Here is a 20,646-nt window from a genome sequence, read left to right on the forward strand (position 1 = left end):
GACCCGCCCCGAGCCGGACCGGTAGGTGATTGCCGCACCCGAGCACACGGCGGGCCCACCACCAGGCACGCCGATCGGTCGCCGGAGTCGCCTCGCCCTCGCAGCCGCCTCGCTTCCGCAGCAGTCTCGGTCCCGCAGTCGTCTCGCCCCGGAGCCGCCTCGCCCCTGGAGTCATCTCGCTCCCGGAGCCGTCTCGCTCCCGGAGCCGTCTCGCTCCCGGAGCCGTCTCGCTCCCGGAGCCGTCTCGCTCCCGGAGCCGTCTCGCTCCCGGAGCCGTCTCGCTCCCGGAGCCGTCTCGCTCCCGGAGTCCATCTCGCCCCTGGAGCCGTCTCGCTCCCGGAGTCCATCTCGCCCCCGCACTCGTCTCGCCCCCACAGCCGCCTCGCCCGCGCAACCGTCTCGCCCCGCAGGCGTGGCCCGAGTCCACTGTGGATCGGCACGGCCGATGCCGTTGCGTCTCGGTCTCGCATGCTCAGGACGCCGCGGAAGGGGCGGCGACGATGGACGGCGTCGACGGGAGTGCGGCTCGGACCTCGAAGCCGCCGTCGGGGCGCGGTTCGGCGGTGAGAGTTCCGCCGATGGCCTCGGCACGGGCGCGCATACCCGCGATGCCGGTTCCGGGGGTGCCGTCGGCCGGTGAATCGCCAGGGCCATTGACGACCAGCAGCTCCACCAGGTGTTCGCCGATGGTCAGGTTCGCCCGTACCGCCGTGTGCGGGGCGTGACGCGAGGCGTTGGACAGCGATTCCTGCACGATCCGGTACAGCGCCAGACCGACCGTGTCCGGCACGGTGTGCAACGGGCCCTCGACGGTCCAGTCGATCGCGACACCGGCCCGGCGCGCACTCTCCAGGAGCAGGAGGATGTCGGCGGCCGTGGGTTGCGGTGCGTGGTCGGGCAGTTGGCCGTCGCTGCGCAGTACGCCGAGCATGCTGCGGACCTCGTTCAGCGCCTCCCGAGCCGATGCGCCGATCGATTCGAATTCCGCACGCGCGGCGGGTGATACGTCCGAGACGCGGTAGGGCGCGGTCTGCGCCTGCACCACCACCATCGACATGTGATGTGCGACGACGTCGTGCAGATCGCGGGCGATGCGCGCCTTCTCCTCGAGCACGGTGCGGCGGGCCCGCTCCAGCTCGCTGACCTCCTCCTGTTCGACCAGCGCCCGGCGGGAGAGCACCAGCCAGCGCACCAGCAGACCGAACAGGACCAGACCTGTCATCGCGATCGGCCAGCCGAAGGCCGACGAGGCGACCGACTCGTCCGCGCCCGCCATCGTCGTGCCGAACAGCAGCGCCGAGGACAGCCAGGCGACCAGCACGATCTGTATCTGCGCACGCACCGCCACCCCGAACAGCAGCGCGAAGAACACCAGGATATGCACGACCTGGAACGGCAGGTGATTCCCTGGCTGATGCGGAATCGCCAACGCGATCAGCAGTGCCGAACCCGCCGAAATCGCCCAGCCCAGAGCCGGATTCACCCGCAGCAGCACGACGGGCAGCGCCGCGAGACCCGCGATGAACGGCTGCGCCGCCGCGGGCACCTGATGCGTCAGGTGCAGCGTCGGCCAGGCCACCGAGAACATGATCACGGCCACCACGCCGACGGCCACGTCGAACCACAATCGCAGCCGTTTCGGGTCCCGCGCCGTTCGCGCCAGCATCCGCATCGTCCGAGCCATACCCATGACCCTAGAAACCCCCGCCACCGAATTCCCTCATACCGCCGGGTGAATTCACCCCCCTACCCCGGTACGAGAGATGTCGCCGTCTCCCCCAGCACGTCGGCCCACGAACAGATCCCCAGCGTGAGGCCCGATTCACCCCGAGATTCATACGTTCACAACCATGAGCGAGCCCCATGCCGCACCCCCGCAGAACGTCGGCCCCGAACCCGCTGAAGCCGCGTTCCCCGAGCCCGCCGACCACCGCGAATCAGCCCTGCACGAATTGCATTGCCCGCCAGAGTTGTCGAACCCGATTGCCGAGGCTGCGACGAATTCGCCTGCCGCGCCGGCACATGAGGGCCCACCTCCGGCGCCCGAGTCGGCATCGGTGGACGCCCGGACCAGCAGTGCCCGCGAAATGCCCTCTGCACCAATCGAATACCCGTCCACCCTGGCGATGAGACCAGCGGATCGCTCGCAATACCACTCCCCCACCGGCCACCCCGAACCCATACGCGAGGAGACAGACCGAGCGCCGAAACCGCGGCGAGACTCGAAACCGACCACACCGATCGGTGAGCCGCCCGCACCCTCACATCGCTCCAATGACCAGGCCCTCATCGACCACATCGAAGCCGTCCGCCGTTCCGGAAGCCGAAGGGGTAAAACCGAGCGTGACTCGGAATCACTGCCGGAACCGGCAGGCCGAGGGCCCGGGGGCGCGGAACCATCGCGGCGCCCGAAGAACCACACCCACACCCCCGAGACCCGACACACCCCCGCACCACCACATCGCTCGAATCACCAACCCGCCATCAACAGCCCGGAGTTCGCGCCTGGGCCCGGAGGCGCAGAAGACACGCGTGACTCCGAACTGCGGGAGGCGACGGGTGGAGGTCGCGCGGATGTGGAGCCATCGCTTCGTTCGGATGATCGGGCATCCGGTGCACGACTCGCCACGAGTGTTCGGCAGCGTGTGCGGAAATCGTCGTGGTGGGGGCCGGCCGGAATCGGTGCGGTCGGGGTGGCGGTGTTCGTTGTCGGGCAGCCGGTTGCGGGGGCGGCGGTGGGGAGTCCGGTCGGGGAGAATTCCGCGGCCCGGGTGGCTGTGGCGGAGTTGACCGGGGCGCATCCGGGCAATGCGGTGCTGCCCGCGGATTTCGCCGCCGAGCGCGGGTATCGGCCGGTACTCGCCGGTGGGCTGCTGGTCGATCCGGGTGGTGACTGTTCCTCGCCGGTGCGATTGCCTGCGGAATTCCGTACCGCATGCCGGGCCCACGATCTCGGGTACGACCTGCTGCGTTATGCCGACGATCGCGGGCAGCCGCTCGGTCCGTGGGCGCGGCAGGCGATCGACGCCGTCCTCGAACAGCGCATGCTGGCCGCCTGCGACGACCGCCACGGTCTGCACCGGGCGCAGTGCCGGGCGATGGCCGCCGTCGCCGGAACCGCCGTGGATTTGAACTCCCGTCGCCAGAACTACGCGACGCCCCGCGCCGAGTACCTGTTCGGCATCCGGTTGGCGGGCGAACACCTGGGTTATCAGTTCCTGGCCATCGGCGCACCTGCCGCCCTGGTGCTCAGCGCCGTCGCTCTACTCCTGGCCGAGATCGTGCGCGGCAGACGACGGCGTAAACCGACCTCGGACGACCGTACGGAGACAACGCGATGAGGCCGGACGCACCAGCGAATTGCGCACGAGTACAAGAGGTTCCGACGCGTACATCGACTGCCGAGGTTCGAATCGGCAGCGAACCCGCCGGCGCCTGCACGCGACGGCGCTTTCCGATGCCGCGCACGGGCACGGTGGTCGCGGCGGCGTCCGGGACGCTGGTGTCGCTGGCCCCCGGGCTGTTGCCGCGGACCTCGATCGCGCAGGGGCTGCTCACCGGTGTGCTCGTGGCGTTGTCCATCGGCGTCGGCGCGCTCGCACGAAAAACGCTGCGACACAGGCTTTTCAGTGCCGAATGGCATCGGGTGCGCGGTGCGGTCCTGGCAGGCTGCGCACTGGCGGTGGCGCTCGCGGTGACGCGGGCCGAGTGGTGGCAGAACCGGCTGCGGGCGGCCATGGGATTCCCGGACGTCGGCGCCGGATATTGGCTCGAATGCGCGGCCGTGGCGCTGCTGGTCACATTCGCGCTGATCGGAGTCGTCCGAGCGCTGCGGTGGGCCGTTCGATCTGCGATGCGGGCACGGAACCTCACGCTGACGATCGTCGCGGCGCTGGCGATACAGGTGGCGCTGATGCCCGCGATGGCCGACGGGCGGCGGGACGCCCACGCACGAGCCGATGCGCCGACCAGTACCGCCGGCGCGCAACCGTTCTCCGAGAGCCTTTCGGCCGGTGGCGAACCAGTACTCGACCCGTCGTCACTGGGGACACAGGGGCGGAGGTTCATGTCCGCCGAGGCCGGGAGAGCGATCCGCGTCTACGCCGGGCTCGATTCGGCGCCGGACCTGAATTCCCGTGTCGCCCTGGCCATCCGCGAACTCGAGCGGTCGGGTGCGCTGCATCGACCGAATCTCGTCGTCATGGTCCCGACCGGATCGGGGTGGGTCGACGAACACGCGGTGACGGGTCTGGCACGCCGGTTCGGCGGCGACGTCGCCATGGTCGCCGTGCAGTACTCCGACGCGCCGAGCTGGGTCGGCTACCTGTTCGGCCGCAGCGCCGCCGAACAGTCGCAGCGAGCCCTGTTCACCGCGCTCGAACGACGACTGGCCGCCCTGCGACACCCACCGCGCCTGTACATCTACGGCCAAAGCCTCGGCGCGACCGCCGGAAGTTCGATCTTCACCGACGACGCCGATCAACGCCACCGCGTCTGTGCCGCGCTCTGGGCGGGCCCGCCCGCCGATCGCGTCCACCACGCCGGCGCGCGGATCCTGGCCAACTCGTCCGACCCTGTGGTCCAGTGGTCATCCGAACTGCTATGGCACGCACCGGATCTCACCGACACCCGGCCCGACGCGCCACACCCGCCCTGGATTCCGCTGATCACCTTCATCCAGACCGGCACAGACCTGCTCTCGGCCCTGGCTCCCGCACCGGGACACGGCCACCGCTACGGCATCGACCAGGGCACCGCGCTGGACGGCTGCCGCTGACCGTTTCGTGAGGCCGAAATCCCTTGCGGGATCAGGCAATCGGCCCGCGCGCCGCCTCGTAGGCCGCGCCGACGCGGTAGAGGCGGTCGTCGGCGAGGGCCGGGGCCATGATCTGCAGACCGACCGGGAGATTGTCGTCCGCGCTCAGCCCCGAGGGGACCGACATGGCGCAGTGCCCGGCCAGGTTGGTCGGCAGCGTGCACAGATCGGACAGGTACATCGCGAGCGGATCGTTGACCTTCTCCCCCAGCTTCCACGGGGTGAACGGACTGGTCGGCGAGACCAGGACGTCGACCTGCTCGTAGGCGCGATCGAAGTCCTGGGCGATCAGGGTGCGCACCTTGAGCGCCTGCCCGTAGAAGGCGTCGTAATATCCCGCGGACAGCGCGTAGGTGCCGATCATGATGCGGCGCTTGACCTCCGGGCCGAATCCGGCCTCGCGAGTAGCAGCCATGACCTGCTCGGCGCTGTGCTGACCGTCGTCGCCGACGCGCAGGCCGTAGCGCATCGCGTCGAAGCGCGCCAGGTTCGAGGAGACCTCACTGGGCAGGATCAGGTAGTAGGCCGGCAGCGCGTGCTCGAAGTTGGGGCACGACACTTCCAGCACCTCCGCACCCAGATCCTTCAGCGTGGCGACCGCGGCGTCGAAGGAGGCCAGCACGCCGGGCTGATAGCTGTCCGAATGCAGTTCCTTCACAACGCCGACCTTCAGTCCGCGCAGATCGCCGCGCGCACCCTCGCGTGCGGCGGTCACCACGTCGGGCACCGCGACGTCGCGCGAGGTCGAATCCCGCGGGTCGTATCCGGCGATGACCTCGTGCAGCAGCGCGGTATCGAGCACCGTGCGACCGCACGGGCCGCCCTGATCCAGCGAGGACGCGCACGCGACCAGGCCGTAGCGCGATACCGTGCCGTAGGTCGGCTTGGTGCCCACGGTCGCGGTCACCGCGGCGGGCTGGCGGATCGAGCCGCCGGTGTCGGTGCCGATGGCCAGCGGGGCCTGGTACGAGGCCAGCGCGGCCGCCGAACCGCCGCCCGAACCGCCCGGAATCCGCTCGGTGTCCCATGGGTTGCGGGTCGGGCCGTAGGCGGAGTTCTCCGTGGACGAACCCATCGCGAACTCGTCCATATTGGTCTTGCCGACGATCGGGATGCCCGCCGCGCGCAGCTTGCTCGTCACCGTCGCGTCGTACGGCGACACCCAGCCCTCGAGGATCTTCGATCCGCAGGTGGTGGGCATGTCGATGGTGGTGAACACATCCTTCAGCGCCAGCGGCACACCGGCCAGCGCCGAGGCCACCTCGCCGCCCGCGATCGCGCGGTCCACCTCGGCCGCGGTCAGCAGCGCCTGCTCACCCGCGACGTGCAGGAAGGCGTTGAGCTCCCCGTCCACCTCGGCGATGCGCTGGAGATGCGCCTCGGTGACCTCTACCGAGGACACCTCGCGGGCGTGGATCTGCTCCGCCAGCTCGGCCGCGGACAACCGGGTCAGATCTGCCGCACTCATGCTGCACCTCCCTGCGAACGAGCGGGGGCCTGCGTGGTCACGCTCGGCTGCCGCCTCCGGCCCTGACCACTCATTCGCCCTCTCCCAGAATCTGCGGAACCTGGAACCGCTGCTCGTCGACCGCGGGAGCGCCCGAAAGCGCCTCATCGGGCGTCAGGCACTCGACCGGCACATCCGCACGGGTCACATTCGTGGTCGGGTTCGGCGACGCGGTGGCGGGAACGTCGGCGGCGACCTCCGAGATCACCTGCACGTGGCTCAAGATCGAATCCAGCTGGCCCGCATACAGGTCGAGCTCTTCATCGGTGAGAGCGAGCCGGGACAACCGGGCGAGGTGGGCAACCTCGTCGCGGGAGATGGCGGGCACCGCGGGACCCCTTTCGGCAGGTTCGAGCGTTGAACAGGTCCGGCAGCGAGGCGATCGCGCCGGTTGACACCGATAGCCTAGCGAGTCCACCCGCAGGGCTCTGTCTTTGGCCTCCGCTTCGCTCCGGCAGGGCCGCGGCCTTCGCTGTTGGCGTTGACGGTGGTCGGCAGAACTGGGTGCCCTTCAGGACATCGGGTTGACCGATCAACGTCCACCAGGCTTCAGTGGCACGAACGGCCGATCGGGACCACAATGCGAGTGACGTAGGTCACCGCGGAAACTTCGAGTCGATTACCCGCCATCACGGGTGTAAAGATGACCAGGCTCGGGTATCCGTCCGAAAGTTTCGGTCGCACAGGAAGGAAGGGACGCACGTGTCATTTCTGCTCCGCGTGCAACTTCCGGATCGCCCAGGAAGTCTCGGATCTCTCGCCCTCGCCTTGGGCTCGGTGGGCGCGGACATTCTCTCACTCGACGTAGTCGAGCGCGGGGCCGGTTACGCCATCGACGATATCGTCGTCGAGGTCACCCCGGGCGCCCTGCCCGACACGTTGATCACTGCGGCCGAATCGATAGAGGACGTCCGCGTCGATTCCCTGCGCCCGTATTCGGGGGTGCTGGACACGCATCGTGAACTCGAACTGATTGACCAGGTCGCGGGGGCGCGCGACGATCGATTACAGGTGCTCGTCGACGGTCTGCCGCGGGTGCTGCGCGTCGGCTGGAGCACGGTCCTGGACATGGGCCCACAGGGCGCGTATCGGCTGGTCGGCAGCCAGAGCGCGCCCGAAACACAGGCGGCGACGGCTCCCTGGATGCCCCTGGAGAAGCCGGTCGCCCTCGACGGCGAGGGCGATTGGGTGCCGCAGATCTGGAAGGACATGGACACCAAGCTGGCCGCCGCACCGCTGGGAAACACCGGCAGGGTGCTGATGCTCGGCCGGCCCGGTGGGCCCGACTTCCGCCCCTCCGAGATCGCCCGGCTGGGTTATCTCTCCGGCATCGTCGCCACCGTTCTCGGCTGAGCGCTCGCCCGATCGGCGCGCTCACCCGGCCGGCGAAATGCGAAGGGCTACAACGCCAAACGCATGACGGTCAGCGGCAGGCCCTTCTCGGTCGCCCAATCCCGTTCGGGCACACGGGTGAAGCCGATCCGGTCGTACATCCGGCGGGCGGCGGCCATTTCAGGCATGGTGGTCAGCACCACCGCGTCGAAATCCTCCGCTCGGGCGATGTCGATCACCGCGCCCACCAGCGCGGCGCCGATCCCCTCCCCGCGGGCTCGCGGGTCGACCGCGAGCATCCGGAATTCCAGCTCGTTCGCGCGTGCGATATCGGCGAACGGCGTCCCCGGGCGCGCGATCGTCACCGAACCGACCACCTCGCCCGCCCGTGACGCGACCAGCACCTGCGCCGAGCGCGCACGCGTGGACGTGTCGAAAAGTTCTGCGACGTAAGGACTCTCGGGGTGCACATGCCCCTCGCCGACGTAGACGCCGACGGTCAACGCGCCGACGTCGGCGAACTCCTCCTCGCGCGCGGCGAGGATCGTCAGCTGCGTGGTTCGCGCGCTCATTCCGCGTTCTCGTCTCCGGTGGCGGCCTCGTCGGATCCATCCTCGGTCGGCTCGGCGGGCGTCACCGCTTCGGGACCGCTTTCGAGCAACGTGCGGAATCCCTCCTCGTCCAGGATCGGCACCCCCAGCTCCTCGGCCTTGGCCGCCTTGGAACCGGGTGCGTCGCCGATGACGACGAAGGCCGTCTTCTTCGAGACCGAACCGGCCGCCTTACCGCCGCGCACCAGAATGGCCTCCTTGGCCTCGTCGCGCGAAAAGCCTTGCAGCGAACCGGTGACCACGATCGACAGACCCTCGAGATTTCGTTCGATCGAGGCGTCGCGCTCGTCCTGCATGCGCACGCCCGCGGCACGCCACTTGTCCACGATGGCGCGATGCCAGTCGACGGTGAACCATTCGATCAGTGCCGCCGCGATGGTCGGACCGACGCCGTCGACCGCGGCGAGCTCCTCGCCCGATGCCTGCTCGATCCGTTCCATACTGCCGAACTCGGCCGCCAGGGCGCGCGCCGCGGTCGGCCCGACATGCCGGATGGACAACGCCACCAGCACCCGCCACAGCGGACGGTTCTTGGCCGAATCCAGATTCTGCAGCAGGCGACGGCCGTTGGCCGAGAGGCCGCCGTTCTTGTTGACGAAAAGCGTTGTGGTGAGCAGCTTTTCCTCGGACAGGTCGAACAGGTCGCCCTCGTCGGCGATGACGCCCGATTTGAGCAGGTCGACCGCGGCCTCGTAGCCCAGGGATTCGATATCGAACGCGCCGCGCCCGGCCATGTGGAACACCCGCTCGCGCAACTGCGCCGGGCAGTGCCGCTGATTCGGGCAGCGGATGTCGGCGTCGCCCTCCTTCTCCGGGGCCAGTTCGGTGCCGCATTCGGGGCAGTGCGTAGGCATCACGAACTCGCGCTCGGAGCCGTCTCGCATATCCACCACCGGCCCGAGCACCTCGGGGATGACGTCACCGGCCTTGCGGATGGTCACCGTATCGCCGATCAGCACGCCCTTGCGGACGACCTCGGCGGCGTTGTGCAGGGTCGCCATCGCCACGGTCGAGCCCGCGATGGCGACGGGTTCCATCACCGCGAACGGGGTGACCCGGCCGGTGCGGCCGACGTTGACCTGGATGTCGCGGAGTTTGGTGGTGGCCTCCTCCGGCGGGTATTTGTAGGCGATCGCCCAGCGCGGGGCGCGGGAGGTGGAACCGAGCCTGCGCTGTAACGCGATCTCGTCGATCTTGACGACCTGGCCGTCGATCTCGTGCTCGATATCGTGCCGGTGCTCACCCCAGTAGGCGATGCGCTCGAGCACCGCGTCGGCGCCCTGCACCCGCACGGTGTGCGCGGAGACCGGCAGGCCCCACGCCTCCAGGGCCCGGTACGCCTCGTGCTGCGAGGCCGGGCTGAAGCCCTCCATGCGGCCGAATCCGTGACAGATCATCCGCAGCCGCCGCCGTGAGGTGACCGCCGGATCCTTCTGGCGCAGTGAACCCGCGGCGGTATTGCGCGGATTCGCGTACGGCGCTTTACCTTCCGCGACGATCGCGGCATTGAGATTCTCGAAGTCCTCGAGCCGGAAGTACACCTCACCACGCACCTCGAGCAGCGCGGGGATCGGGAACTCCTCGGTCGGGGTGAGTTCGGTCGGGATGTCGTCGATGGTGCGGGCGTTGAGCGTGACGTCCTCACCGGTGCGGCCGTCGCCCCGGGTGGCGCCGCGAACGAGCCGCCCGTTCTCGTAGACCAGGTTGAGGGCGACGCCGTCGATCTTCACTTCGCAGACGTAGTGGATGCCGGGGCCGGTCTCGGCCTCGACCCGGCTGATCCAGGTGCGCATCTCGTCGGCGTCGAAGACGTTGTCCAGCGAGAGCATGCGCTCGAGGTGGTCGACCGCGGTGAACTCGGTGGCGAAACCGCCGCCGACGAGCTGTGTCGGTGAATCGGGGGCGCGCAGATCCGGATGCGCCTCCTCGAGTGCCAGCAGGCGCTGGAACAGCGCGTCGAACTCGCCGTCGGAGATGATCGGCGCGTCGCGCACGTAATAGCGGAACTGGTGTTCGCGCACCTGTTCGGCCAGCTCCTGCCACTGCAGGCGCTCGTCGCCGGTGGCCGCGCTGATCTCGCTACCGGATACCTCCGATGTCACCGATTCCCTGGTCAGCTCGTTCACGGGTCGAACACTAGCCCAACCCACCGACACACTCGGCGCGACCTGCGACGCCCCCGAGAAGCGAAAATCACGGACAGCGGCCCGGCCTGCCGCCGGCCTCCTTCGTCCTGCCGGGCTTCCGATTCGAAAGCCGTTGCGGGTCTTGTATCTTGACTTGATGGCAGTGACATCCGACGTGAATCCGAACGAGCCGCACATCGCCCGGATGTACGACTACTACCTGGGTGGAAAGGATCACTACCAGGTCGACGCCGAGGCCGCCGAGCAGGTGCTCGCGGCGCTGCCCCACGTTCGCATCGCCGCCCAGGCGAACCGGGGTTTCATGCACCGCGCGACGCGCTATCTGGCCGCCGAGGCCGGTGTGCGGCAATTCCTCGACATCGGAACCGGAATCCCCACCGAACCCAATCTGCACCAGATCGCGCAGGAACACGCGCCCAGTGCGCGAGTCGTCTACGCGGACAACGATCCGCTCGTGCTCGCCCACGCCCGCGCTCTGATGAAGGGGACACCCGAGGGGCGCACCACCTACATCCAGGCCGATGCCACCCGCCCGCGGGAGATCCTGGACTTCGCGAGCGACACCCTGGATTTCGACCAGCCGATCGGGTTGTCGGTGATCGCGCTGATGAACTTCGTGCCCGACGCCTACGAGATCATCGCGGCCCTGACGGCCGCACTCGCGCCCGGGTCCCACCTGGTCATGACGCATCTGACGGCGGACTTCGATCCGGAGGGCGTCGGCGCGACGGCTCAGGTGTACCGGGAGCGCGGAATGCATTGCCAGCCCAGGACCAAGAGCGAGATCACCCGGTTCTTCGATGGCCTCGAACTACTCGATCCCGGAGTGGTGCCCATCCACCGGTGGCGCGCCCCCATCGAACCGCCGAAATCGCGAGACGCCCAGGTTCCCGGCTACGCGGCCGTCGCGCGCAAGCCCTGATTCGCGGGAACACCGCCCGCGCCGCGCGGGTTGCAGGCCATATGGAACTCGCCACCGCCCTGGACTTCGCCCGCGCACACACCCGTTCGGTGCTCACGACCGTTCGCCGCAGCGGCCGGCCCCAGCTGTCGAACGTCACCCACTGGCTCGCCGACGACGGCCTGATCCGCATCTCGATCACCGCGGACCGGGCGAAATACGTCAACCTGCGGCGCGAGCCCTGGGCCGCCCTGCACATCACCCGCGAGGACTTCTGGGCCTACGCGGTGATCGAGGGCGATGTCGAGCTCACCCCCGTCGCCGCGGACCCCGCCGACGCCACCGTCGCCGAACTGATCGACTACTACCGTGCCCTGTCCGGCGAACACCCCGACTGGGACGACTACCGCCGAGCCATGGTCGCCGACCGCCGCGTGATCGCCCGCATCACCCCGACCCGCGCCTACGGCATGCTGCCCTGACCGGAAGCCGTTGCACCGGCGCGGGTTTCGCAATCCCTTCGTGGTGAGGACGGTGCACCGCACGCTCGGCACGAGGTGCACCCGCGTTCGAATCGACCGAAAGCGTTGCGTGGCCGAGGCTTTGGACCATCGCGGACAACAGGTGTGGTCGCATCTCCGACTGCCGCCGATGCGCCCGCGCGATCGGCAACGGCTTACCGGCCCGTTCGGCGGCCCGCGCCGCGGTGTCTGTCACATCCCGCATCACGCTCACAAATCTGTACTGCCGCAGATCTTTTCGAGTTCGGTCAGGCAGATCGTCCGCACGTTTCCGATCGCGTCTTCCAGGACCCGCGGATCGCGGGTGAGTGCTTCGACGACCTCGTCCACGACGGTGAGTCCGGCTCGGGCGAGCAGGGTTTTCTCGTTGGTGATCCACTCGCCGCGGGCGGCGAGAATTGCGTGTGCGAAACAGGATGCGGCGACTGCGATCTGGCCCGCGCAGGAGGTGAGGCGGCCGCGCGGAGCGTGGTTCGCCGCGGCGTAATCGAGGGTGAGCTGGGCGTGGGTGGCCCAGACAGGTGGGGCGTTGCGGCGCAACGCGTCCGGATAGGCGGGACGTGGGAGGCAGCCGCGCAGAGTGCGATTGATCGCCAGCTCGGCTACCACCAGGTAGGTGGGGATACCCGCCAGGTGAAAGGCCAGCGGCTCGATCCGGAATCTGCCCGTCTCGGCCGCACGCAGTTGCGCGTCCACCACGTCCAGGTCGCGATAGTGCACGTCGACGCGGCGGTCGTCGATGGTCAGCCACGCACCCCCGTTGAAGACGCCGCCGCCCCACTCCCCCAGCGCGGAGACTCGTCCGGGCCAGCCGACGGCCGTCAGGTCCGCCGGGTCGAACGCGCCGCGATAGTAGACGGCCAGATCCCAGTCGCTGTCGGGGCGAGCGACGCCCTGCGCCCGCGACCCGCCCAGTGCCACCGCGGTGACACCCGGTAGTCCTCGCAGCGTGTCGGCGGTCGTGTTCAGGAACGTCTCGTCGTCCACGCTGCTCCGTCCATCGTCGCGACGAAATTCGTTCGCCGCCTTCGGATATCGCCTTCTCCCGATCCGCCGCCGCACCGAACCGCCCCGGCCTCGCCGCCGCTGGTGGTCGAAACTCGCGCGCGGCGAGCCTACGCCTGATCGGGCTGCCGAGGTTCGGGCAGTACCTCGCCGGTTTCCAGCAGGGTCTTGAGGTTCGCCAGGATTGCGGGCCAGCCCTCGGTGATACCCGCGAGCATCGCGCTGCCGGGACCGAATCCATCGTGCACCACGGTGAGTTTCACCTGTTCACCTAGCGGTTCGATCTCGAAGCGCACCCGCGAGCGCGGTTCACTGGACAGTTTCTCGAAATCCTCTGCGCTGAAACCGAATTCGTCGGCGAATGCCTGGTCGACAGTGTGCCAGGTGTAGGACAGCAGACGGTAGGGCCGCGCCTCGAGCACGACCTGTTCGGGGTCCTTGCCGGTCCAGCCGCGCTGGGACCAGATCATCGGCGAGCCGGGCTGCCAGTCGGTGTCGAAACTCGCGCCCCAGTAGCGGCTGGTGAAGGCCGGATCGGTCAGCGCCTGCCACAGCTGACGATCGGTGGTCTTGATGTAGGTCGTGTAGACGAATTCGTTCGATTCGGTCATGGTCACGCTCTCCAATGTGGATTTCAGGTCGGCGAGCAGGTGCACTCGCCCGCGGTCGTAGCGATTGATCCAGCGATCGGCGATGGCGTTGATGGGTTCGGCGTTCAGATAGTGCAACTTCTCCCGGCCGCGACGGCGGGTGGCGACCAGATTCGCCGCCTCCAGCACCGCGAGATGTTTGCTGACGGCCTGCCTGGTCATCGCCAGCCCGGCGCACAGCTCACGCAGCGTCTGACCGTTGTCCGCGTTCAGGCTGTCGAGCAAGCGGCGGCGGCTGGGATCGGCCAATGCCTTGAACACCTCGTCCACATCACCATCCTCCATATGCAACCATCCGGATGCATATCCAGATATTAGGCAGCCAGATGGTTGCATGTCAACACCGGCCCGGTGTCGAAGCCTCCGGCGGCGGGCGGCAGGATCACATCCGTGCTGCGCAACTTTCAGGTGACCAATCACAGATCGCTGGCCGAACCGCAGGAACTGCGGCTGGTCGGCACCCGGGCCGGGGCACTGCCGGCACCCGTGACCGCGGTGCACGGCCCGGCCGCCTCGGGCAAGTCGAGCCTGATCGACGCGCTGGGCCAGATGCGCGACGCGGTGCTGAACTCGGTGACCGGCTGGGACCCGTACGCCGGTCCGGTGCGCAGCCCGCATCTCGGATTCGCCGAGCGCCCTTCGGAGTTCACCGCGACGTTCGTCGCGGAGGGCGTCCCCTACACGTACGGCTTCCGGCTGGACAACGCCGATGTGTGCGCGGAATGGCTGCACAGCCACCCGCACAATCGCAAACGCATCGTCTTCGAGCGCGAGGGCGAGCAGATCCGCATCGGCCCGCAGTTCGAACCGGTGCGCTACGGCATCGGCGCGCTGGCGCCGCTGGTGCGCCCGAACGCGCTGCTGCTCAGCCTGGCCGGGCAGATGTACGCCGAGGCGCTGGTGCCGGCCTACCGCTGGTTCTCCGCACAGCTGGACGTCCTGCGCGGGCGGGAGGACGCGCAGGCCATCGCGCGCCGCCTGGCCGGACATCTGTCCCGCTCACCGGAGACCGCCGCCCGGTTGCTGACCCTGCTGCGCTCGGCCGAACTGGGTATCGAGGATCTGCTCATCGCCGAGCCCGACGCGATGTACGCGGACTACCTGCGCGATCTGGACACCGAAATCGCCGGTGCGGCAAAGGAACTCGATGCCTGCCTGGCATCGCCCGGGCATGCGGCGCAGTTCGAGAGCACGCACGGGCTCAGCCCGACGGCCCTGGAACGCGAACTGAGCAATCTGCGCGCGGCCCGCGACACGCTCTACACCCGGATGGTGACCCGGCGCGGCGCGGGCCTCGGCCTGGTGCACGAGGGCATCGACACGCCGTTCGACATCGCCGACGAGTCCACCGCGACGCTGGCCCTGCTGCGCCTGCTGCCCAGCGTGCTGGACGCCCTGGACACCGGTCGCGTGCTGGCCGTGGACGATATCGACACCGACCTGTCCGGTGACACCGCCGACCGGCTCGTCCAGCTGTTCCAGAATCCCGAGACCAACACCCGTGGGGCGCAACTGATCTACACCACAAGTAACCGGACCCTGGTCGATCGGGGCAACGGCCGCTCGTCCCGCCGCACCACCGTCTGGCAGCTGCGTCGCACGTCGACCGGGACCAGTGAACTGACCGCACACTGAGCCGGGCAGGCGCGCGCCGTGGTCGCCCGGCGCGGCCCGCCGCCGGCTACGCCTAGCATGGTCACCATGCTGCTGCAGATCGTGTTCGTCGTGGTGATCGCCGGTGCGCTGGCGGCCACGGTGATGTTGTACCTGCGCGGACGCGGTGGGGCACCACGCGCCAACGCCGAGTTCGGGACCCTGTACGTCACGGGCGTCAGCCCCCGGCCCGCGGCGCAGGGCGAGCAGTACGTCACGATCACCGGTACCCTCGCCGGCCCGTCGGTCACCGGGGAGACGGTTTACGGCCGCTACGCCTGGGACGTCAACCAGTGGCCCAGCCCCGGCGACGAGATCCCGGTCAGCTACCCGCCCGGCAAACCGCGGCACTGGCAGGTCGCACATCCGGGAGCACGCCCGCCCCTGGGCTCCTGAGCAGCGGAGCCCCGGCGGCGCGGTAACTCCGCCGAACATCCAGCGGCCACCGTCGTCCGCACGCCGCGACGATCGCCGAGCCGAACAGCCCTGCGGCCCAACGCCTGTGCGACACCCGCGGCAATACAACCACGTGACGACTCGTCCGCACACGACCCCGCACCCAGCAGACCCACGACCCGCCCGACAGGACGCGACACCCTCAGCCGTACAACCACGTGACGACTCGTCCGGACACGACCCCGCACTCGGCAGATCCTCGCCCCGCCCGACAAGGCACGCCCCCTCGCCGAACAACCACGTGCCAACCCGGCCCAACAGGACCCGGCACTCAGCAGACCACCCGACCCGCCCGACAGGGACGACTCGGCGCGGATCACCGCGGCCGGATGTCCGTGCCGCTCAGTCGAAGGTCAGCGATTCGGGATCTTCCGCGAAGGCGCGGGCGATTTCGGTCGCCAGGGACAACGCGCGACGCGCCCAGATCAACGGGGTGTTCGCGAGACCGCAGGCGGGGGTGATCAGGATGCGGTCGGCGAGGGTTCGGCGGCCCACGCCGAGGCGGTCGACCAGGCGGACCGCCGGTTCGGCCGGTTCGCGCCAGGCGACCGGGGCCGTCGGGGACTGGACGGGAATCAGGCCGAGCGCCAACTGTTTTCCGGCCTCGAGCAGTTCACCGATATCGTCCAGGTCGGCGGTACGGATCGTGGCGAGATCGAAACCGATTGCGGCCGCGGCACTCGCGCGCAAGAACTCCAGAGCGGGACGGTCCGCACAGGTGTGCACCAGGACCGGGGCGGGCACCGCGGTGATCACCGAGTCCAGCACGGCCAGCGCCTCGGGCGCGGGGACCGCACGCACCGAATCCAGCGCGCTGGTTCCGGGCAGCGATCCCTCCAGCACCGCGGTAGCGGACGGTTCGTCCAGTTGCACAACGACTTTCGCGTCGAGCCGGGTGGCCACCTCGGCAACGTGCCGGGTCAGTCCCTCCGCGAGCGATTCGGAAAGGTCGCGCACCGCACCGGAATCGGTGAGCACCCGATGTCCGTTGCCCAGCTCGAGCTGCGCCGCCAATGTCAGCGGGCCCGCCGCCTGCACCTTGACCGTCCGCCCGGCCCCCGCCGAACCCGTACCCGCCCAAGCTTCTTCGAGTGCGTCGAGATCGGTCCGCAGCAGATCGCGAGCCCGCCGGGACACCGCGCCCGCCCGCGCCGTGAGCCGATATCCCCGCGTCGTGGCGTCGAACGGCATATCGACCAGCAGCGCGCCCGACCGCCCGATCATGTCCGAACCCGTTCCGCGACCGGGCAATTCGACCAGGTGCGCCAGATCTCCCAGCTCACCCACGATCGTCGCGGCGGCCTCGCGCGAATCCGTACCGGGCCACGACCCGACCGCCGTCGCGATACCGCCGCGCAACAACTGTTCGACCTGCCCCGCGCTCATCGCACATCCCCTCGGTCGATGCCGGACCACGCGGCATCCATCGCACGCCGCCGCTCGATATCCATCACATGCCACCGCCCGCTGCCGCGCGGCAGCGGTCGCGAAATCCTCACCGACGGGTGTCCGACGCCAGTTCGGCGGTGCCGTGGTCGCGTTCGCGGTCGGCCCCGGTGATGGTGCCGCTGCCGATGACCTCGTCGCCGAGCGTATCGGGGCGGTACAGCACCACGGCCTGACCTCGGGCGACACCGGTCAGCGGTTCGCGCAGCCGGGCCACCAGACCGTCGCCGGCCGCCTCGGCGATCGCGGGCGCGGTGCCGCCGTGCGCGCGGACCTGCGCGATGCACTCGATCGGCCCCTCGGGACGTTCGCCGGAAGTCCAGATCGCGCGATCGGCTCGCACGGTCCACACGTTCAGCTCGTCCGCGCCGCCGACGCGCACGGTCCCGGATTCGGGATCGATATCGGTGACATAGCGGGGACGGCCGTCCGCGGCGGGGCCGGGCAGGCCCAAACCCTTGCGCTGGCCGATGGTGAACCCGTGCACGCCGTCGTGTTCGGCGAGCCGATGTCCGTCGGAATCGACGATCGCACCCGGCCGGATGCCGATCTTCGCACCCAGGAAGGCGCGGGTGTCACCGGACGGGATGAAGCAGATGTCGTGCGAATCGGGCTTGTTCGCCACGGCCAGACCGCGTTCGGCGGCCTCGGCGCGGATCTGCGGCTTCGGAGTGTCGCCGACCGGGAACATCGCACGCGAGAGCTGCTCGGCGGTCAGCACCGCGAGCACGTAGCTCTGGTCCTTGTCCGCATCCACCGCGCGCCGCAGCACGCCGTCCTCGAGGCGGGCGTAATGGCCGGTGGCCACCGCGTCGAACCCCAGCGCCACCGCCCGGTCGGCCAGGGCGGAGAACTTGATCTTCTCGTTGCAGCGCAGGCACGGATTCGGCGTCTCGCCCGCGGCGTACGCGGCGACGAAGTCGTCGATCACGTCCGCTTTGAAGCGATCGGCGAAATCCCAGACATAGAAAGGGATTCCGAGTACATCGGCGGCCCGGCGGGCATCACCGGCGTCCTCCTTGGAGCAACAGCCCCGCGAGCCGGTGCGCAACGTCCCGGGGGTCGCGGACAGCGCCAGATGCACACCGACCACCTCGTGACCCGCGTCCACCGCGCGTGCGGCCGCGACGGCCGAATCGACGCCGCCGCTCATCGCCGCGAGCACTCTCATCGCGAACCTCCCTGCGCACTCGCCAGTCCCGCCGCCTGGGCACGCTCCACCACGGGCGGCAGCACCTCCAGAACTCTGTCGACATCGGCCCGGGTCGAGGTGTGCCCCAACGAGAATCGCAGCGAACCCCGCGCCTCGTGCGCCTGCGCGCCCATCGCCAGCAGGACGTGACTCGGCGCGGCCACCCCGGCGTTGCACGCGGATCCGGTGGAACATTCGATCCCCGCCGCGTCCAGCAGCATCAGCAGTGAATCACCCTCGCAGCCGGGAAAGGTGAAGTGCGCGATACCCGGTAGCCGCAGCTCGGCGGGCCCGTTCAGCACGACGTCGGGAACCGCGGCCCGCACGCCGGCGATCAGGTTCTCCCGCAGGCGGATCAACTCTGTTGTGCGCGTGGGTAATCCGCGCACGGTCTCGCGCAGCGCCGCGGCCATGCCGACCGCGCCGGGCACATCCGAGGTCCCCGAGCGCAGATCGCGTTCGTGACCGCCGCCGTGCAGCAGCGGAACGCAGCCCACCTGACGGCCCAGCAGCAGCACGCCGACGCCGTGCGGTCCGCCGACCTTGTGCGCGGCGAAACTCGCCGCGGCCGCGCCACTCCCGGCGAAATCGATGCGCAGCTGGGCGGCGGCCTGTACCGCGTCGGTGTGCAGTGGGACGTCGAATTCCTGTGCCACGGCAGCCAATTCGGCGATGGGCTCGATCGTGCCGACCTCGTTGTTGGCCCACATGATCGAGATCAGCGCGATCTCACCGGCGTGCTTGGTCAAGATCTCCCGCAGCGCGCGGGGCGAGACCAGCCCATCGCGGTCGACCTCGAGCAGACTCACCCGGGCGCCCTCGTGCTGTTCGAGCCATTCGACCGCATCCAGCACCGCGTGGTGCTCCACGGCGCTGACCAGAATTCTTGTGCGCTTGGGGTCGGCGTCACGGCGCGCCCAGTAGATCCCCTTCACCGCGAGATTGTCGCTCTCGGTGCCGCCCGAGGTGAAGATCACCTCCGAGGGCCGCGCCCCCAGATCGGCGGCGATGGATTCGCGCGCCTCCTCGAGCAGTCGCCGCGCGACGCGCCCGGACCCGTGCAACGACGACGCGTTGCCCGCCGCACCCAGGACAGCCGTCATCTCCTCGACAGCGGCGGGGAACATGGGTGTTGTGGCCGCATGGTCGAGGTAGACCGTCTGGGGCACCGCACCGACCGGACCCGGGAAGACCGACTTCATGACCGTGTAAGCCTAACCGACCGTTGACCTGCGCATCTTGGGGGGATCCCTTCCGGTTCTGCGATTTATCCACGATTTACCCACGATTCGTAACCCGGTGACCGTCCTGCGGTATTCCCGCAGCCCGTCATGCAGGGCTTCACCAAGCGTGGACGCCCCTGTCCGCTGCCCGTCCACCAGATGGCTGTAGACGTCCAGTGTGGTGGTGTTGTTCTTGTGCCGCATGCGCCGGGTGACGTCGGCCAGGCTGTAGGCACCGGCCGCGAACCACAACATTGCCAGTCGCGGACCCATCTGGTAGCAGGTGATACTTCCACGGAACATGTTTCAGATTTACAGCGTCAACTCAGGCGCCGGTCCGGTCTGTGAGAAGGTCGGCGACCGTATGTGGTTCGCGGCCGAGGAGTTCGGCCAGCAGTGGGTCGGTATCGGCGAAGTGGCCTTTTCGTGCGGCGTGGAAGAACCGCAGCAGCATGCGGGCCATGGGCTCGGGTGTGCCGTTCGCGATCTTGTCTGCGAGCCACTGCTCGTCGTCGACCACGACTCGGGTGATGCCGCGGCCGGTGAGTTCGCTTGCGGTCGTGGCGATGTCGGCGAAGGTGACGGCATTACGCGCGGTGAGCGTGACGGGGCCGTCGAAGGGACGCCGCGCGGTGAGGATGATCGCGGCGGCTTCGGCCGCGTCGGCGCGGTCGGTCCAGGAGACGGGGCCGTCCGCCGGCGCGATGATGACACCGTTCTGCTGCCAGGGGCCGAGCAGCCAGTCGAGGCTGTGCGTGTAGAAGCCGTTGCGCAACGAGGTCCAAGCGACACCCGACCGCGCGAGCAGCGCTTCGGTGGCGGCGTGCTCGGGCGCCGGGTCGAACGGGCTGTCGCGGCGCGCGTTCTGGTGGCCGGTGTAGAGGATGCGCTGCGCGCCGGCGGTCACCGCGGCGTCGATCGCGTTGCGGTGCAGGCCGATTCCGTCGGCATCGGGATCGTTCTGGGAGACGATCAGTACCCGTTCGGCGCCCTCGAACGAGTCGCGTAGCGAGCCCGGGTCGTCGTAGGAGCCGCGCCGGACACGCACGCCGCGGTCGGCGAGATGCTGCGCCTTGGCGACATCGCGGACGCTGACGCCGATCCGGTCCGCGGGGATACGTTCGAGCAGGTGCTCGACGGTGGCGCCTCCCAGGGCGCCGGTCGCGCCGGTGATGACGATCACGGT

Annotated in this window: 19 protein-coding genes; 7 read left to right on the forward strand and 12 right to left on the reverse strand. The window is 69.2% G+C overall.

Annotated features, from left to right (window positions below; genetic code table 11):
* Positions 1 to 472 precede the first annotated feature (472 nt).
* On the reverse strand, positions 473 to 1,684 hold the full coding sequence (locus AC5WS7_RS24145; protein WP_495956848.1) for a sensor histidine kinase: 1,212 nt from the start codon (positions 1,682 to 1,684) through the stop codon (positions 473 to 475).
* 1,009 nt (positions 1,685 to 2,693) lie between these two features.
* Between AC5WS7_RS24145 and AC5WS7_RS24150 the strand changes: the two genes are divergently transcribed.
* Together AC5WS7_RS24150 and AC5WS7_RS24155 are read left to right on the forward strand one after the other, a co-directional pair.
* Complete coding sequence (locus AC5WS7_RS24150) at positions 2,694 to 3,341, forward strand: hypothetical protein (protein ID WP_495956849.1); 648 nt, start codon at positions 2,694 to 2,696, stop codon at positions 3,339 to 3,341.
* 116 nt (positions 3,342 to 3,457) lie between these two features.
* Entirely contained in the window at positions 3,458 to 4,777 is a 1,320-nt protein-coding gene (locus tag AC5WS7_RS24155; RefSeq protein WP_495956850.1) for an alpha/beta-hydrolase family protein, read from the forward strand.
* A 31-nt stretch (positions 4,778 to 4,808) separates the two neighbouring features.
* Here AC5WS7_RS24155 and gatA read toward each other — a convergent pair whose 3' ends face one another.
* Positions 4,809 to 6,284: an Asp-tRNA(Asn)/Glu-tRNA(Gln) amidotransferase subunit GatA gene (gatA, locus tag AC5WS7_RS24160; RefSeq protein ID WP_495956851.1), complete on the reverse strand. Its 1,476-nt coding sequence runs from the start codon at positions 6,282 to 6,284 to the stop codon at positions 4,809 to 4,811.
* A gap of 70 nt (positions 6,285 to 6,354) precedes the next feature.
* Positions 6,355 to 6,651 (reverse strand): Asp-tRNA(Asn)/Glu-tRNA(Gln) amidotransferase subunit GatC, encoded by a 297-nt coding sequence (gene gatC / locus AC5WS7_RS24165; RefSeq protein ID WP_067889096.1) that lies wholly within the window; start codon positions 6,649 to 6,651, stop codon positions 6,355 to 6,357.
* A 374-nt stretch (positions 6,652 to 7,025) separates the two neighbouring features.
* Here gatC and AC5WS7_RS24170 point away from each other — a divergent pair, with 374 nt between their 5' ends.
* A complete protein-coding gene (locus AC5WS7_RS24170) occupies positions 7,026 to 7,676 on the forward strand; it encodes an ACT domain-containing protein (protein ID WP_495956852.1) in 651 nt (216 codons plus the stop codon).
* Positions 7,677 to 7,723: 47 nt separating this feature from the next.
* Here AC5WS7_RS24170 and AC5WS7_RS24175 read toward each other — a convergent pair whose 3' ends face one another.
* Together AC5WS7_RS24175 and ligA are read right to left on the reverse strand one after the other, a co-directional pair.
* Positions 7,724 to 8,227, reverse strand: a complete 504-nt coding sequence (locus AC5WS7_RS24175; protein ID WP_495956853.1) for a GNAT family N-acetyltransferase — start codon at positions 8,225 to 8,227, stop codon at positions 7,724 to 7,726.
* On the reverse strand, positions 8,224 to 10,368 hold the full coding sequence (gene ligA / locus AC5WS7_RS24180; protein ID WP_495957170.1) for an NAD-dependent DNA ligase LigA: 2,145 nt from the start codon (positions 10,366 to 10,368) through the stop codon (positions 8,224 to 8,226). Before ligA ends, AC5WS7_RS24175 begins: the two co-directional genes overlap by 4 nt.
* 181 nt (positions 10,369 to 10,549) lie before the next feature.
* Between ligA and AC5WS7_RS24185 the strand changes: the two genes are divergently transcribed.
* Both AC5WS7_RS24185 and AC5WS7_RS24190 read left to right on the forward strand, forming a co-directional pair.
* Positions 10,550 to 11,335, forward strand: a complete 786-nt coding sequence (locus AC5WS7_RS24185; protein ID WP_495956854.1) for an SAM-dependent methyltransferase — start codon at positions 10,550 to 10,552, stop codon at positions 11,333 to 11,335.
* Between the two features lie 41 nt (positions 11,336 to 11,376).
* Positions 11,377 to 11,796 carry a PPOX class F420-dependent oxidoreductase gene (locus AC5WS7_RS24190; RefSeq protein ID WP_495956855.1) on the forward strand — a complete coding sequence of 140 codons (420 nt, stop codon included), beginning with the start codon at positions 11,377 to 11,379 and terminating at the stop codon, positions 11,794 to 11,796.
* A 249-nt stretch (positions 11,797 to 12,045) separates the two neighbouring features.
* On the opposite strand, the gene AC5WS7_RS24195 is transcribed toward AC5WS7_RS24190, so the two are convergent.
* Positions 12,046 to 12,822 (reverse strand): nucleotidyltransferase domain-containing protein, encoded by a 777-nt coding sequence (locus AC5WS7_RS24195; protein WP_495956856.1) that lies wholly within the window; start codon positions 12,820 to 12,822, stop codon positions 12,046 to 12,048.
* A gap of 128 nt (positions 12,823 to 12,950) precedes the next feature.
* Positions 12,951 to 13,760, reverse strand: a complete 810-nt coding sequence (locus tag AC5WS7_RS24200; protein ID WP_495956857.1) for an ArsR/SmtB family transcription factor — start codon at positions 13,758 to 13,760, stop codon at positions 12,951 to 12,953.
* Positions 13,761 to 13,880: 120 nt separating this feature from the next.
* Here AC5WS7_RS24200 and AC5WS7_RS24205 point away from each other — a divergent pair, with 120 nt between their 5' ends.
* On the forward strand, positions 13,881 to 15,125 hold the full coding sequence (locus AC5WS7_RS24205) for an AAA family ATPase (protein WP_495956858.1): 1,245 nt from the start codon (positions 13,881 to 13,883) through the stop codon (positions 15,123 to 15,125).
* 66 nt (positions 15,126 to 15,191) lie between these two features.
* On the forward strand, positions 15,192 to 15,539 hold the full coding sequence (locus tag AC5WS7_RS24210; RefSeq protein ID WP_495956859.1) for a hypothetical protein: 348 nt from the start codon (positions 15,192 to 15,194) through the stop codon (positions 15,537 to 15,539).
* A 402-nt stretch (positions 15,540 to 15,941) separates the two neighbouring features.
* On the opposite strand, the gene AC5WS7_RS24215 is transcribed toward AC5WS7_RS24210, so the two are convergent.
* From AC5WS7_RS24215 to AC5WS7_RS24235, 5 genes are all read right to left on the reverse strand, one after another.
* Positions 15,942 to 16,985: a methionine synthase gene (locus AC5WS7_RS24215; protein WP_495956860.1), complete on the reverse strand. Its 1,044-nt coding sequence runs from the start codon at positions 16,983 to 16,985 to the stop codon at positions 15,942 to 15,944.
* A 109-nt stretch (positions 16,986 to 17,094) separates the two neighbouring features.
* Positions 17,095 to 18,216, reverse strand: coding sequence for a tRNA 2-thiouridine(34) synthase MnmA (mnmA, locus tag AC5WS7_RS24220; protein WP_495956861.1), 1,122 nt, complete (start codon positions 18,214 to 18,216; stop codon positions 17,095 to 17,097).
* The gene (locus AC5WS7_RS24225; protein WP_495956862.1) at positions 18,213 to 19,439 is read right to left on the reverse strand and encodes a cysteine desulfurase family protein; all 1,227 of its coding nucleotides are present in this window, start codon (positions 19,437 to 19,439) and stop codon (positions 18,213 to 18,215) included. The genes mnmA and AC5WS7_RS24225 overlap by 4 nt, the downstream gene beginning before the upstream one ends.
* 12 nt (positions 19,440 to 19,451) lie before the next feature.
* Complete coding sequence (locus AC5WS7_RS24230; protein ID WP_495956863.1) at positions 19,452 to 19,763, reverse strand: hypothetical protein; 312 nt, start codon at positions 19,761 to 19,763, stop codon at positions 19,452 to 19,454.
* Between the two features lie 22 nt (positions 19,764 to 19,785).
* Positions 19,786 to 20,643 (reverse strand): NmrA family NAD(P)-binding protein, encoded by an 858-nt coding sequence (locus AC5WS7_RS24235; protein ID WP_495956864.1) that lies wholly within the window; start codon positions 20,641 to 20,643, stop codon positions 19,786 to 19,788.
* Positions 20,644 to 20,646: the final 3 nt, after the last annotated feature.

The sequence above is a fragment of the Nocardia sp. PLKS1-43 genome (assembly GCF_059510335.1).

Excerpts from the sequence above, each read along its gene's own strand:
- AC5WS7_RS24210 (WP_495956859.1), top strand. The coding sequence starts at position 15,192 with ATGCTGCTGCAGATCGTGTTCGTCGTGGTGATCGCCGGTGCGCTGGCG.
- mnmA (WP_495956861.1), bottom strand. The coding sequence starts at position 18,216 with ATGAGAGTGCTCGCGGCGATGAGCGGCGGCGTCGATTCGGCCGTCGCG.
- AC5WS7_RS24155 (WP_495956850.1), top strand. The coding sequence starts at position 3,458 with ATGCCGCGCACGGGCACGGTGGTCGCGGCGGCGTCCGGGACGCTGGTG.
- gatA (WP_495956851.1), bottom strand. The coding sequence starts at position 6,284 with ATGAGTGCGGCAGATCTGACCCGGTTGTCCGCGGCCGAGCTGGCGGAG.
- AC5WS7_RS24230 (WP_495956863.1), bottom strand. The coding sequence starts at position 19,763 with ATGTTCCGTGGAAGTATCACCTGCTACCAGATGGGTCCGCGACTGGCA.
- AC5WS7_RS24145 (WP_495956848.1), bottom strand. The coding sequence starts at position 1,684 with ATGGCTCGGACGATGCGGATGCTGGCGCGAACGGCGCGGGACCCGAAA.
- AC5WS7_RS24185 (WP_495956854.1), top strand. The coding sequence starts at position 10,550 with ATGGCAGTGACATCCGACGTGAATCCGAACGAGCCGCACATCGCCCGG.
- AC5WS7_RS24225 (WP_495956862.1), bottom strand. The coding sequence starts at position 19,439 with ATGAAGTCGGTCTTCCCGGGTCCGGTCGGTGCGGTGCCCCAGACGGTC.
- AC5WS7_RS24215 (WP_495956860.1), bottom strand. The coding sequence starts at position 16,985 with ATGAGCGCGGGGCAGGTCGAACAGTTGTTGCGCGGCGGTATCGCGACG.
- AC5WS7_RS24190 (WP_495956855.1), top strand. The coding sequence starts at position 11,377 with ATGGAACTCGCCACCGCCCTGGACTTCGCCCGCGCACACACCCGTTCG.
- AC5WS7_RS24175 (WP_495956853.1), bottom strand. The coding sequence starts at position 8,227 with ATGAGCGCGCGAACCACGCAGCTGACGATCCTCGCCGCGCGCGAGGAG.